At 43.8% G+C, this 14,720-nt stretch carries 12 protein-coding genes and 1 riboswitch; of the genes, 8 read left to right on the top strand and 4 right to left on the bottom strand.

The features are described 5' to 3' along the window. Positions 1–100 precede the first annotated feature (100 nt). Positions 101–2,557: a glycerol-3-phosphate 1-O-acyltransferase PlsB gene (plsB, locus tag OJ16_RS07365; RefSeq protein ID WP_052810287.1), complete on the bottom strand. Its 2,457-nt coding sequence runs from the start codon at positions 2,555–2,557 to the stop codon at positions 101–103. A gap of 403 nt (positions 2,558–2,960) precedes the next feature. On the opposite strand from plsB, the gene lexA reads away from it, so the two are divergent. The 3 genes from lexA (at position 2,961) to dinF (ending at position 5,886) form a co-directional block, all read left to right on the top strand. After that, positions 2,961–3,581, top strand: coding sequence for a transcriptional repressor LexA (gene lexA / locus OJ16_RS07370; protein WP_040988994.1), 621 nt, complete (start codon positions 2,961–2,963; stop codon positions 3,579–3,581). 111 nt (positions 3,582–3,692) lie between these two features. Beyond that, positions 3,693–4,505, top strand: a complete 813-nt coding sequence (locus OJ16_RS07375; protein WP_040988996.1) for a class I SAM-dependent methyltransferase — start codon at positions 3,693–3,695, stop codon at positions 4,503–4,505. 43 nt (positions 4,506–4,548) lie between these two features. Continuing rightward, complete coding sequence (gene dinF / locus OJ16_RS07380; protein ID WP_040988997.1) at positions 4,549–5,886, top strand: MATE family efflux transporter DinF; 1,338 nt, start codon at positions 4,549–4,551, stop codon at positions 5,884–5,886. Between the two features lie 83 nt (positions 5,887–5,969). On the opposite strand, the gene sthA is transcribed toward dinF, so the two are convergent. Further along, on the bottom strand, positions 5,970–7,370 hold the full coding sequence (gene sthA / locus OJ16_RS07385; RefSeq protein ID WP_040988998.1) for a Si-specific NAD(P)(+) transhydrogenase: 1,401 nt from the start codon (positions 7,368–7,370) through the stop codon (positions 5,970–5,972). Between the two features lie 278 nt (positions 7,371–7,648). On the opposite strand from sthA, the gene fabR reads away from it, so the two are divergent. Then, entirely contained in the window at positions 7,649–8,290 is a 642-nt protein-coding gene (gene fabR / locus OJ16_RS07390; protein ID WP_040988999.1) for an HTH-type transcriptional repressor FabR, read from the top strand. Next, the gene (locus OJ16_RS07395) at positions 8,290–8,679 is read left to right on the top strand and encodes a YijD family membrane protein (protein ID WP_040989000.1); all 390 of its coding nucleotides are present in this window, start codon (positions 8,290–8,292) and stop codon (positions 8,677–8,679) included. The genes fabR and OJ16_RS07395 overlap by 1 nt, the downstream gene beginning before the upstream one ends. An 83-nt stretch (positions 8,680–8,762) precedes the next feature. Here the strand turns inward: OJ16_RS07395 and trmA are convergent, their stop codons facing one another. Continuing rightward, positions 8,763–9,872, bottom strand: coding sequence for a tRNA (uridine(54)-C5)-methyltransferase TrmA (gene trmA / locus OJ16_RS07400; protein WP_040989001.1), 1,110 nt, complete (start codon positions 9,870–9,872; stop codon positions 8,763–8,765). 183 nt (positions 9,873–10,055) lie between these two features. Then, positions 10,056–10,256, top strand: a riboswitch (cobalamin riboswitch). A 56-nt stretch (positions 10,257–10,312) separates the two neighbouring features. Between trmA and OJ16_RS07405 the strand changes: the two genes are divergently transcribed. Genes OJ16_RS07405 through murI form a run of 3 tightly spaced genes read left to right on the top strand, consistent with a single transcriptional unit; the run spans position 10,313 to position 13,692 of the window. Then, positions 10,313–12,130 carry a TonB-dependent receptor domain-containing protein gene (locus OJ16_RS07405; RefSeq protein WP_040989003.1) on the top strand — a complete coding sequence of 606 codons (1,818 nt, stop codon included), beginning with the start codon at positions 10,313–10,315 and terminating at the stop codon, positions 12,128–12,130. Positions 12,131–12,176: 46 nt separating this feature from the next. Next, entirely contained in the window at positions 12,177–12,860 is a 684-nt protein-coding gene (locus tag OJ16_RS07410; protein WP_040989004.1) for a Dph6-related ATP pyrophosphatase, read from the top strand. Positions 12,861–12,891: 31 nt separating this feature from the next. Further along, a complete protein-coding gene (murI, locus tag OJ16_RS07415; protein WP_040989005.1) occupies positions 12,892–13,692 on the top strand; it encodes a glutamate racemase in 801 nt (266 codons plus the stop codon). Here murI and OJ16_RS07420 read toward each other — a convergent pair. Beyond that, positions 13,649–14,101, bottom strand: a complete 453-nt coding sequence (locus OJ16_RS07420; RefSeq protein WP_040989006.1) for an RNA recognition motif domain-containing protein — start codon at positions 14,099–14,101, stop codon at positions 13,649–13,651. The genes murI and OJ16_RS07420 overlap by 44 nt on opposite strands. Positions 14,102–14,720 lie beyond the last annotated feature (619 nt).

Here is a 14,720-nt window from a genome sequence, read left to right on the forward strand (position 1 = left end):
TCTGCTGACCGTATCGTGAAAGTTCGAAATGTAAAAAAGGGCATCGATAGATGCCCTTTTTGTTGGTCTGCGTTTCACTCTTAGCGAGTAGTGAACCCCGTTATTCGGTTTCTTCCCCGAGATCGTCATGTACTTCCGTTGCCTGGCAGACACTTTCCTTGATGGTCAGTCGTACTTCAGGGTAAAGGAATGAGTACAGCAATTCGGCAAGCTGAGTGGTTTTCTCTGTGTCGCAATCCCCTTCGTTATTCAGATAGGCTTGCTGCTTTAGCGTGGTAAACATCGATGAGAAAACACCTTTGTCGAAAAACTCCGGTGCATTGATACCGTGTAGGCGACCAAGACGTTGCGCGATATCTTGGCTCTTCATCTCAAGGTCGGCCTTACCTAACTCAGGGTTTGCGACTAACAAGTTCAGCGCAATAGAGTAACGTTGCAACGTTTCAGAGATGGTTCGACCAAGCAGGACCAGCACTTGTGAATTACTCTGATTGAATTTCACGTTTTGGTCTTCCAGGGTAATCAGACCTTGGCGAGCCAGCTCAACAACGTAAGCTTCTACCGTGTCGTCCAATTTATCTGCCTCAATGCTTAAGAACAATTCCTGCTTCAAGAAAGGGTAGATTTGTGCAGCATTGGCTTGAATTTGCGCCAAAGTTAGCTGTTGGCGACGTACCAACATCTGCGCAATCAGCGCTGGGATAGCAAACAAGTGGATGATGTTATTGCGGTAGTAAGTCATCAAAATCGATTGGTTACGATCCAATGAAACGATTTCACCCATGCTGTCTGCTTCAATCACAAACTTATCTAATGACTCAGCGTGTTTCACTAGCGCTTCGGCATCATCATTTGGCATGGTAAATGTGCTTGAGTAAGGCACTTGTTTCAGTAGCGATAAATAGCAATCGACTTGTTTGACTAAGCTGTCGCGTGATAACGCTCGTTGACGTGAAGCGAGCAGAGCGGTTGCACAAAGTGTTAATGCGTTGGTGGCTGCAGCGTCGTTGATGTGTGTCATCATCTTCGTGGCCAAATCGTTCACGACAGGATTTAACCATTGTGGTTTTGAGCCACCCATTGGATCAATATCTTTGGTCCATTCTGGCGCGTGTTCGTTTAAGTATTGGTTCAGCGGGATCGGCTCACCAAAGTTTACATAGCCTTGGCCAAAGTTACGTAGTTTACGGATTGTGCGTAGCACTAAGCCTGCGTTCTCTTTCTCTTTACGACTACCACGCAGTTCCTTCGCGTAAGTGCCCACTTCCATCACATGTTCATAGCCAATGTAAACAGGTACTAACGTTACTGGACGATTCAAACCACGCAGCATCGCTTGTACTGTCATAGCCAGCATACCGGTTTTCGCTTGTAGCAAACGGCCGGTACGTGAGCGCCCACCTTCACTAAAGTATTCAACCGAATAGCCTTTAGCAAACAGCTCGGCTAAATATTCACGGAAAATAGTCGAGTAAAGTTTATTGCCTTTGAAACTACGGCGAATAAAGAACGCTCCGCCATGGCGGAAGATTGGGCCAGCAGGGAAGAAGTTCAGGTTAATACCAGCGGCAATATGCGGCGGCACCATGCCTTCTTGGTAAAGCACATAAGATAAAAGCAGGTAATCCATGTGGCTGCGGTGACAAGGCACATAAACAATTTCATGCCCATCTTGAGCAAGTCGACGCACTGTTGCCGCATTACTGATGTTTAAACCTTGGTAAATGCGGTTCCATAACCAGCCAAGCACTCGGCTGCCATGTTTGATCAATGAATAAGAGAAATCGGCGGCGATCTCATTCATGATATCTTGCGCTTCTTGGCGCGCTTTTTCGATGGGAATATTTTTCGCTAACGCTTCATCCGCAATTGCTTTCTCAATGGCTTTTGATTTCATTAAGCGTCGGAATAGCGCCTGGCGACTTGGCAGGTTCGGACCCGATGCCGCCAATTTTTGGCGAGAAAAGTGAATGCGAGCAACGCGCGCTAATTTATGAGCGATAGAAGCGTCAGTGCCGTGAGAGTTTGCCATATAGCGAAGTGACACCACCGGGCTAAAGCGAACCAAACAATCACGACCCGCGAACAATACTGCTTTGGCTTTTTGTGGGCCATTTAAGGATTGTAGGTAATTACTTTGCTTACCTTCTTTGCCTGGCTTTCGTCCCCAAAGTACCGTTATCGGTAGGACTTGGATATCCAGCTCGCTGTCATCTTTGTGCAGGGCAAGCAGCTCTGAAAATAGTGCAATAGATTCTGCAGGAACATCGTTATCATTGCCGATCATGGTTTCACGTGAAGAGATGAAAACAAAACGGTTAAAGCTTTTGCCGTTAATAACGAGCGGTTCTAGTGGATCAGGTAAACCAAGAGAGACGACTTGCTTCTTTACACTTAATAAATCGACGTTAGATCGATAAGGCAGTGCATAAATAATAGGCTTGTTAATATCAATGCTATGGTCTTCAATCGGATTTGAAGGGATAGCCGTTCCTTTAACAAGTACCGATAATGGTAACTTTAAAAAAGAACGTGATAGAGAGCGTCCAGAAGACATAAAGGTTCTTTGCCTCAAATGAATTAATTAGCATAAGCACATTTCCAATTCTTTAAGTGTAGAAGTGGAGATGTGCCCAAGCAGATTTTTTAGCTGGCAAGGATACCAGAAACTGGTCGAACCTTTTAATTATTATTGAGTGCAAAAGCAGCAGCTTTATCTAGGCATTTCTCATTTAATAAAAAGAAACCGACAGAGTATTCTCTTCTCAAATGATCGCGAAATGTTGGGGCAGTTTTTCGTGTTGGTAGGGTCTTTGTTCGCCAGGGGCGTTTATTTTTCACCACTGGTGAAGGGCGTGGTATTCATGTTTTGTAAGTTATTAAAAAATCATCAATTCGCTTTTCATTTGTTCACTTACTGGATATACTCACAGTGAACTGTATAAAAAGACAGGTGACTTATGAAGCCGTTAACGCCCCGCCAGCAAGAAGTTTTTGATTTGATCAAACGTAAAATCGAAGACACTGGCATGCCGCCAACACGAGCGGAAATTGCAAAAGATTTAGGCTTTCGCTCTGCTAATGCGGCAGAAGAACACCTTAAAGCTTTAGCAAGAAAACAAGCAATTGAAATTATTCCAGGCGCGTCTCGTGGCATTCGTATTTTGCTTGAAGATGCAGCGAATGATGACCAAGGGTTACCACTGATTGGCCAAGTTGCCGCAGGGGAGCCTATTTTGGCACAAGAACACGTAGAATCTCATTACAAAGTTGATCCCGCGATGTTTAAGCCGCAAGCAGATTTCTTATTGCGTGTTAATGGCGAATCAATGAAAGACATCGGTATTATGGATGGCGATCTACTTGCCGTACATAAAACCCAAGATGTGAGAGATGGCCAAGTTGTGGTTGCTCGCGTTGATGATGATGTGACGGTTAAACGTCTTGAGCGTAAAGGTTCAACGGTTTTACTGCATGCAGAAAACGCAGAGTTTGCGCCAATTAAAGTTGACCTAACAAGCCAACATCTAACGATTGAAGGTCTTGCCGTTGGTATTATTCGTAATACCGATTGGATGTAGTAAGCCAATCAATCGAGGTAATACAATCGAATTGAGAATTAATCTCATTTAATTGCTATTGCGAGTGATATTTATTATTATCTACTTTCTTGCTAAGGAAGGTAGATAATAATGTCCCCCTCAAGATACCCCCCCAAAAAAAGACATCAGATCCCCGCAAATTTAGTGCAACCCTTATGGCTGCGCAGCAGAGAAAGTTTTGTGGATGACGGCTTGGTTTATGATCCGATTGCTGCCACCGCTTGTCAGCGATGCCAACTCGCACCGGAATGTTTCTCTGGTGATGTCGATCAAAAGCAATTGCTTCATGCCACACTTACCCAATTATGCGATAAACAGGTCAGCGCTTTTCTTAAGCAGAATCCAGATGGGTGGATTGTGAATGTAGGAGCGGGGTTGGATACGCGTTTCTATCGTCTTGATAATGGCCGCTGCCAATGGCTTGAATTGGATGTGACGGAAAACTTACTCTGGCGACAAAAATTGTTTCACGCCAGTGAACGCTATCACCATCAGTGTGGCAGTGTTGATGATTTGTCGTGGTTGAACGATTTATCCATTCCTGAACAATCTCCGGTGATGATTGTTTGCGAGCATGCCCTTCTTGATTGTAATCCAATGCAAATTGCTAAATTCATACAAGCGCTCGGGCTGCATTTTGATAGCGCGAAAGCCAGTTTAGTGTTGGCCGGTGATCGTTGCATGCATCGCTTAGGACAAAAAATGGGGTCCGGACAATATGCGCATGGTTTTGCGAGTCCAGGGGAGGCGATATTGCGATATTTGCCGTGGGCGCATTGGGTTGAAACCTCTTCACCACTTGACCAGCATTGTCACCGTTGGAAGTTATGGCAGCGCTGGCTAACAACCTTTATTGGGTCAAAGCAGCGATTCACACCCGTAGTGGTTCAGCTTCGTTGGTGATCCAGTTACACTTTGCACATAAAGTCAGCAAAGAATATTCAACGTGCAAATTCTTCAAATCTTACCCAATCGAGCAATACACAAGAAAGTGTTGTTGCTCGCGATTCCAATGGTGCTCTCCAATATCACAGTTCCCTTACTTGGCTTGGTCGATGCGGCTGTTATTGGCCATTTAGATCATGCTTGGTATTTAGGGGGCGTCGCACTTGGCAGCATGATGATCAGCGTGAGCTTCTGGTTATTAGGCTTCTTGCGTATGTCGACAACAGGGCTTACGGCCCAGTCATTTGGCAGTAAAAATACTCATCAGTTGGGCCTCGTCTTTACACAAGGTATGACGATGGCGCTCGGTTTCGCCGTGTTATTTCTTTTATTTCATTCATGGATCGGCGATGCGGTATTCAGCTTTAGTGAGGCCAGTGAAAAGGTAAAATATTACGGTCAGCAATATTTTTCGATTCGAGCATGGAGTGCGCCCGCCGCGTTAGCCAACTTTGTTTTATTAGGGTGGTTACTAGGCACACAAAATGCGAAAGCGCCTATGTGGATGGTGATCATTACGAATGTCACCAATATTGTATTGGATATCGTGTTTGTTCTAGGGTTAGGTTGGCAAGTAGAAGGGGCGGCATTAGCCTCTGTCATCGCCGATTATACCGGTATGGCCTTTGGCTTAATGTGTGTGCGTCATACTTGGCGCGTTCAACAAATGCCAGCCTTGGCAGTACTCATTAAAGATACGGCAAACGGGTTAATGCGTTTTGTAAAACTCAATCGAGATATCTTTTTACGTTCTCTTTGCTTACAAACGACCTTCACTTTCATGACTTTTCAAGGCGCCAGTTTTGGGGATGATATCGTGGCGGCAAATGCGGTGCTAATGAGTTTTCTTATGATGATTTCATACGGCATGGATGGCTTTGCTTATGCAATGGAGGCGATGGTCGGCAAAGCGATTGGAGCAAAAGACCGTGATGAGCTAAACCAATCATTAGTCGGCACCTTTTTCTGGAGCTTGGTGATTTGTATCGGACTGACCATTGCTTTTGGCGTGCTCGGATCTTCTCTGATCAATGTGATCACCGATATTCCAGCCGTGCATGATAAGGCGTTGGTCTTTATGCCGTGGTTAGTGGCAATGCCATTGGTCTCAATGTGGTGCTTTTTGTTAGACGGTATCTTTATCGGAGCGACAAAAGGACGAGAGATGCGCAATAGCATGTTTATTGCGACCTGCAGTTTTTTCCTTATTTTTATGGTGTTTTCAAGTGCTCAAAACCATGCGCTGTGGTTCGCGATGTTGAGTTTTATGGCGATGCGCGGTGTCACCTTAGCGATGGTATTGGCCTATCAATGGCGTAAAGGGACCTTTTTGGCCTAGGGTAGGCCAAAAAGTCTTAAGGTATTAAAAAATAATAAAAAACCGTTCTTAGAACGGTTTTTTATTAGGATAAATTCAATTTTTTAAAAAAGACGATTCAACCCGTTGAGAGCGGCAACGCGATACGCCTCCGCCATGGTTGGGTAATTAAATGTAGTGTTGACGAAATACTCGATAGTGTTCGCTTCGCCCTTTTGCTCCATGATCGCTTGTCCGATATGAATGATTTCAGCAGCACGCTCGCCAAAGCAGTGGATGCCCAAAATTTCTTTCGTCTCACGGTGGAAGAGTATCTTTAAGCTACCAATGTCTTTGCCCGCAATTTGTGCTCGAGCGAGATGTTTAAACGAAGAACGTCCCACCTCATAAGGTACTTTGGCTGCCGTTAATTCTTGCTCGGTTTTTCCGACCGAACTGATTTCCGGGATTGTGTAGATGCCCGTAGGAATATCATCAATTAGGTAATTATCGGCTTGGCCTTTGGTGATCGCTTGCGCGACAAAGCGCCCTTGGTCGTAAGCCGCACTCGCTAGGCTAGGGTAGCCTATGACATCCCCAACCGCATAAACGTGCTCAGCGTCGGTTTGATAATTACGATTAACCGCAATTTGGCCACGCGAATCCGCGGTAAGGCCTACGGCAGTCAAATTGAGTTTATCGGTGTTGCCGGTTCGCCCATTCGCATACAGCAAACAATCGGCTTTCATTTTTTTACCCGATTGAAGATGAACAATTACGCCATCTTCGGTGCCTTCTATTTTCTCAAAGGTTTCATCGTTACGAATAACGACGCCACTGTTCCAAAAATGATAAGAAAGCGCATCAGATACCTCGTTATCAAGAAACGACAGTAACCGATCTCGAGTATTGACCAGGTCGGTTTTGACCCCGAGCCCGCGGAAGATAGAAGCATATTCACACCCGATAACACCTGCCCCATAAATAATGATATGACGGGGATCGTGTTTGAGGCTCAGAATCGAATCACTGTCGTAAACACGTTCATGATTAAAGTCGACGTTATCAGGACGGTAAGGGCGTGAGCCCGTCGCAATCACAAATTTATCGGCACTGTAACATTCTTCGCTGCCATCACTTTGCATGACGGCGACCGTATTGGTATCGATAAAGCGCGCCGCCCCAAAGAGTAGGGTGCATTCATTGCGATCGTAAAAGCCTTGGCGTAAGCGAGTTTGTTTGTCGATGACCGATTTTGCATGGTTAAGGATATTTGAAAAGGTAGAGTGCAAGCTCATATTGTTCTTGCAAAACAAAGGATTGCTGTTGAATTCTATGATGCGACTGACGGCGTGACGCAATGCCTTTGAAGGGATAGTCCCCCAATGAGTACACCCACCACCAACGCTACTTTCCTTCTCAATAATCGCGACATTGAGCCCCGCTTTGGTCAAGCCCATTGCGGCACCTTCGCCACCTGGGCCACTGCCTATCACGATAACATCAAAATGATTGCTTACGGCCATGGCTCTATCCTTGTTATATTGTTGTTACATTACTTTAGCGAGATATTAACGGATTATTTGGTTGCGTAAATAACCGTCATACCAGAGAGTCGATGAGATCACGCGCAAAACGCGAAATCCAGACATCGGCCCTGTTTTAGGTCTCTAATTTGCAGAGAAATGATTGCAATAAGGATCTAACTGCGGTTTATTTTTATCTGCCGGATAAAGGCACTTAAGTCGTTAAGGGAATCGATGTATATTAGGGGTTCCCTAGTCAGAAAAGTAGAAATCAGAATATGAAAACCATGGGAATTCGCGCACAGCAAAAAGAAAAAACGCGTCGTTCATTAGTCGATGCTGCGTTCAGCCAATTGAGTGCAGATAGAAGTTTTTCAAACTTAAGCCTTCGAGAAGTCGCACGTGAAGCGGGAATTGCACCAACCTCATTTTATCGCCACTTCAAAGATATGGATGAGCTAGGATTAACCATGGTCGATGAAGGAGGCTTGTTACTGCGTCAGTTGATGCGTCAAGCTCGTCAAAGGATTGCTAAAGAAGGCAGCGTTATCCGCACTTCAGTGGAAACCTTTATGGAATTCATTGAAAGTAGCCCAAACGTTTTTCGTCTATTATTGCGTGAGCGTTCAGGAACTTCTTTTGCTTTTCGTACTGCGGTTGCACGTGAGATTCAGCATTTTGCGGCAGAGTTGACAGAGTTCTTGATCAGCACGGGCATGAGTCGTGATGAGGCCTTTATCCAAGCAGAAGCTTCTGTCACTTTGGTATTCAGTTCCGGGGCAGAGGTATTAGATCTCGATCGGCGTGAGCGAGAAATACTCGCTGAACGTTTGATCATGCAATTGCGAATGATAGCCAAAGGGGCTTATTGGTATCGCAAAGAACGTGAACGTAACCGATTAAAAGGTGGGATAGATTAATGTCTAATAAGAACAGTTCAATAAAATGTGGTTCAGAAAGAAAAACACTCGTGCTCGCTCTGATTGCGGGTATGTGTAGTGACTCGTTACTTTCTTGGCTAACGATGAGTGAAGTCGGCTTTTCGATTTTCCCAATTATTGCGTTGGTATTAGCGGTACAAACGCTATATCAAGAATACTTAAATAACCCAGTATCAGAAGACATCCCACTGATCGGTTTGGCGTGTTTCTTTGTTGGCGCGTTTGGTCACTCAGCTTTCTTGAAAGCACAATATCCAGATTCAGGTTCGAACTTCTTTGCCATAATGGTTTCAATGCTGCTAATGCTTTGGATTGGTAAAAAACTGGGTTACATGACCAAGGCCAAGGAAGAAGAAGTCGCAAACTAAATTAATGTCGAACCATTCGAAACATAAAAACAAAAAACGAGCCATCGGCTCGTTTTTTGTTTTTAACAGGACGCGACTTGAGGCTAAGCTTTGCGTTCCAGCATAACACCCGCTTCCATATGGTGGGTGTAAGGGAATTGATCAAAGAGTGCAAAACGTGTCACGTTATGGGTTTCGCTTAATACATCGAGGTTTTCTTGTAGCGTCTCTGGATTACAAGAAATATAGATAATACGTTCATAGCTTTGCACCATTTTACAGGTGTCGATATCCATACCTGAACGAGGTGGATCCACAAAGATGGTATTACAGTTGTAGCTCGCCAGATCAACGCCCGCTTCTTTTAGACGACGGAACTCACGCTGTCCTTCAATCGCTTGAGTGAACTCTTCTGCTGATAAACGCAGAATTTGCACGTTCTCAATTTTGTTCGCAGCAATATTGTATTGCGCAGATTCAACCGATGGCTTTGCCAGTTCAGTCGCTAATACGCGATTGAAGTTTTGTGCCAATGCCAAAGAGAAGTTGCCGTTACCACAGTAAAGTTCGAGAAGATCACCACTGCTGTCTTGTGTACAGTCGACGGCCCACTCTAGCATCTTTTCAGAAACCGCGGCGTTTGGTTGCGTAAAACTGTTTTCGACTTGCTGGTAGACGTATGGTTGGCCATTAACATCTAATTTTTCGATAACGAAGTCACGATCCAGTACGACTTTCATTTTACGTGCGCGGCCAATCAAGTTGAGATTGAACCCTTCATCGTTTAAACGCTGCTTCAGTGCTTTCGCATTTTCAATCCATGCATCATCCAGTTGACGGTGATACAACAATGACACCAAAATTTCACCGCTCTTGGTCGAAAGAAAGTCAACTTGGAACAGTTTACGGCGCAGTGATTCATTGTCTTTCATCGCATCAATCAACAAAGGCATGAGATCATTGATCAAACGACTGGCTGCTGGAAATTGGTCAACGCGGTATTTTTCACGAGTTTGTTGGTCAAACATGATGTAGTACATGTCTTCACCTTCGTGCCAAACACGAAACTCGGCACGCATACGGTAGTGCTGCTCTGGAGATTCAAACACTTCCAATTCTGGCACATTATAGCCAGCAAACATCCCTGTGAGACGTTCAACTTTTTCAGCCAACTGCTGTTGGTAGTGTTGAGGGTTTACATCAAGAGTCGCCATAGTCTTACCTTTGTATGGTGCATTTTATTTAAGAGCGCAGATTTTATTCGATATCCACAGTATGTCCAGTTTTGCGTCGTTAGTCGTTCTCTTACTCTGCGATCTAATTGGTCGTATATGAATGAAATAATTGAATTTAAAGTAATTTATTAATAACTGCTGGACAATTAATCAATTGATTAATACCATCGCCGACTAGCTGGTGCTCTCTAGAAGTTTAGATGGCTTAAAAGGGAATCTGGTGTAATTCCAGAACTGACGCGCAGCGGTAATAGAGAACGAACACTCCCAAGACACTGCTCCTAGTATGGGCGGGAAGTCGAGTAAGTAGGTAACATTTAATAGCTCTAAAGTCCGAAGACCTGCCAGCAGCCGAGTGAACGCAGAAGCAAAGTGCTTCCTACTCGGTTCGACTTACGCGATTTAGGATTATCCCAAAAATGAACCGTTCTATTATAGCGGTGGCCGTTGCGTCATTGCTTCCTTATACCTCTTACACTCAAGCCCAAGAAGCCTCCGTTGACGAAACCGTTGTAGTGACGGCTAGCCGATTTGAGCAGCCGCTAAATGACGTAGTTGCTTCGACTACGGTTGTATCAAAGCAAGAAATTGATGAGATACAAGCAAAATCACTTGTGGATATTCTTAAGCGTGTTCCTGGTATTGAAGTCTCTCAAAGTGGTGGGAGAGGGCATAGCGCCTCTGTCTTTATGCGAGGCTATAACAGTGACCAAATTCTATTCTTAGTTGATGGTGTTCGTATTGATTCAGCTGCTGGTGGCATTAAGTTTAATCACATTCCGGTTGGGATCATCGAACGAGTTGAAGTGATTCGTGGACCTGGCGGTGCTCTTTATGGTTCCGATGCGATTGCTGGTGTAATTAATGTAATTACTGAATCTGGTAATAGTTCAGATGCGACTTATTTATCGCTTGGAGCTGGTAGTGATGCGCAAAAAGAAGCGAGTTTTTCGATAACGTCAGAATTAGACAATACTGGTGTATTGAAGTTGGCCGGTGGTTTTGAGGAGACGGAAGGTTTTGACATTAAAGACCCTTCAACAGGCCTTGATTATGGCTATGAGAGTCAAAATTTATTTGCTTCTTATGGTCAGTCAATTACCGACACTTTAACGGGAACCGTTTCTCTACGTTGGTTTGATAGCCTTACAGAATATGACAAGGGCTCTAAGTATTTTGGTTACTCTGAAAATCTAAGTTTAACTGGTGCATTAGAGTATCAACGTGAGCACTTTAATTCAGTTTTGCGAGTAAATCAGCAGTCCATTGAGAATTTGGATTATTCAAAATCTGAGGGCAAAGACAATGCGGGAACAAAAAAAGAGATTGAGTTAACTAGTGTGCAGTTTCTGAACCTATATCAGTTTAATGATGATTTTTCTATGGGAGCAGGTGCTGATTGGCGTAGGGAAGAGCTGAAAGATGGATCTATGTCTTATGGCTCTCCAGATCCTTTAGCTGGTGATGCAAGAGATACAACGGGTGTTTATACTTCGGTTGATGCTCAATTTGGTGATCTAAGCGTATTGGGTAGTGTTCGTTATGATAAGCATGACTCATATGATAATTACACTACATGGTCGTTAGGTTCTCTTTATCGTATTTCAGATAACCACGCAGTCCGGTTTGCGGTGGGCACAGCTTTTAAAGCTCCCAGTTATTCTGACTTAAAAGATAATGCGGATTTGCAGCCAGAAGAAGCTGTTAATCGAGAAATTGGCTATATAGGCAGTTTCAATCTGTTCGATCTTGAAGTTACGGCTTATGATAACAAAGTTGATAATTTGATTATTTGGTATCAGGCTTCGCCATGGTATCCGTTGAATGTTGACGCTAAATTGAAAGGTATTGAGATTACTGGTCAGTTCGATACTTCTTTTATTCACCATACCGTTATTGCAGAGTTTAAAGATCATAAAGACTCGCAGGGTAATAAATTGGCAAAGCGTGCTGATGAAAACTATAAATGGTTAATGGATGCGGCTTATGAAGATTTTGATTTCAATCTAACATATACATTCACTGGCGAACGCTTAGGGAATCCCAATGAGACTTATACCGAGGAAAATATGTTACCTTCGGTTGGTTTATGGGATATATCAGTTGGCTATTGGATCTCGCCTAAACTAGTTGTTAGAGGTAAGGTTGATAACCTTACAGACAAAGAGTATCAAACCACAATTGGCTATGCGGCACCAGAACGTAGATTCTTTGCAAATATGACGTATCAATTTTAATTTTGTTAAACCGCCTCCGGGCGGTTTTTTCCTATCAGAGAGAAAAATGAAAAACATCATAGTCAGTTGGTCCTCCGGTAAAGACTCCACGCTCACTTTAGAGCGCTTAATGGAAAGCGACGAATATAACGTAGTGGGCATCTTTACGACTTACCTTGAAGGTGAAGTGCCTTTTCAAGCGACACCTATCGAAGTGGTAGAGATGCAAGCGGACTTACTTGGTTTGCCGCTAGTAAAGATAGTCTTGCCAGAAGTCTTCCCAAGTAATAAACGCTATAAATCGTTGGTGGTTGAAGGGCTAAAAACATCAGGGTTAATATTCGACGCCGTTGCCTTTGGTGATATGTTCTGTAATGGCATTGCAGAGTACCGCCGTAGCTACATTGAACCGGCAGGGTGGCAATGTGTTTTTCCATTGATGGGACAAGAGAGTGCACAACTGGCGCAAGAGATAATCAGCCGCGGCATTAAAACCATGCTCGTAACGGCGGATGGCGATCGTATTGAACGCACTTATTGCGGGCAATGGTACGATGCTTCTTTATTAGCGAGATTGCCAAAAGAGATCGATCCTTGTGGTGAGCACGGTGAATTTCATACGCTGGTGACACAAACGCACAGTTTTGATGGAGTATTAGAATTAGAGCTTCTACACGTAGAGCATGGTGAGCGTTTTTCTCACCAAAGATACCGCGCGAAAGCATTGCGAAAAGAAAATCGAAGGGTATGATCGCCAGCATATAAATCAGTGGAATAGTGTCGTGTCTCAGCAACCTAAAATTTTAATTTTTGATTCTGGTGTAGGTGGTTTATCTGTCTATCAAGAGATAGAAGCTGCGTTACCACAAATCGACTATTACTATTTATTCGATAATGCCGCGTATCCGTATGGAGAGCTCGAACACCAAACGTTGATTGAGCGAGTTGAGCAGTTAGTAACAGAGTTTACTGCCTCCCATAAAATCGATTTAGTCGTGATTGCCTGCAATACCGCAAGTACGATTGTCTTGCCTTCTTTGCGCGCACAATTATCGATTCCAGTTGTGGGTGTTGTACCGGCCATCAAGCCTGCTTCTAACCTGGCCAATAAAGCCATTGGTTTAATTGCGACCCCTGCAACAGTGAAGCGCGAGTACACCCATGATCTAATCCGAGACTTCTCACAAAGCAAACCCGTGGAAATGCTGGGTCTGACTCGTTTGGTTGATATTGCGGAAGAGAAACTCAGAGGGCAAAGCGTTGACGCCCAAGAAATGGTCCAGCTGCTTGCGCCTTTAAAAAACAAGATTGATGTGGCTGTTCTAGGCTGTACACATTTCCCGTTAATAAAAGAAGAGATTCAAGCAGCATTGGGCAATCATGTTCAGCTGGTGGATTCAGGAAAAGCGATCGCCCGCCGAGTACAAGAGTTGTTGGCGATTGAGGATCAAGTGAATGGTGTGGGTGTCAGAGAAATCTATGCCAGCGCACCTCCTTGGGAAGAAGATGCGCTGAATAGAGCGCTATCTATATTAGGCTTTAGCTCAGTTCGTCTTCTTCCTCTTGAGTTTTCGGTTCATTAGCAATCCGAACCTTCAGTGTTCTTTGCATATAATCCTTTTCATTTAATCCTTGAATGGCCGTTTCCGCATCAGTGGCGGCCATAACAACAAAACCAAACCCACGTCGCTTACCCGTACGCTTGTCTTTCATTAGGCGCACTGCAAAGACTTCCCCATGTTTGGCGAATAACTCCTTAACGTGAGCTTCGTTCGCTTTATAAGGTAGGTTCCCTACATATAGCGTCTTAGTAGCAGGATCACTAAGTGTTGTGGTTGCTTCTATTGTAGTGTTGGAAAATTTAAGGACAAAAGCAGAAGCAAGAACACCAACAACAAAACTAACAGCAGGGGAGATCTCGACCTGCGAGAAGACAATTCCACCCAATACAACTAAGGCGATCATCATTACCATTGATTTATTTGAACTCATAATCAGGATACTACTTCTAGGTTAGAGAAAATTAACTGCCTACGTTTAACAAAATAGACACATGAATCTTACGTATATGGCTGGCCTTTTTCCAATTCATTGATGTGACATGACTCAAATGTTGAAATTTTATCCTATTTTAAATGATTTGCTGGCTTTTTAGGCAAACAAATTGATTTAGTGAAATAACACTTGTCTTGTTTCAATACCTCCCTATAATGCCGCTCCAACGACAGGGAATGAGACGAAAGTCACAAACCAGGTGGTTGAAGTAGAGAAAAGAAAGTTTGTTTAAACGCTTGACTCTCAAATCGGGAAGCGTAAGATACGCACCCCTAGCGACACGGTATTCAAATGCTGGTTTCGTTAGAAAGCTCTTTAAAAATATAAACCTATCAATCTGTGTGGGCACTCGTTGATGATAATCCAATAAGTTGTTACTTAGGTAACGACTGTTTCTTCGGAAACACAATTGGGTTCAATGAACTGAGTGACCAATCGAGATTAAGTTTACTTAATCTTGGCACAGTCAATTCATTACCATTCTGTTGGAATGGTAATAGCTTTAAAATTACTTCTTACTTTCGAGTAAGAACAGTTTTGAAGTCAGTATTCATTG

The organism is Vibrio renipiscarius (assembly GCF_000827885.1).
Classification (GTDB): Bacteria; Pseudomonadota; Gammaproteobacteria; order Enterobacterales; family Vibrionaceae; genus Vibrio; species Vibrio renipiscarius.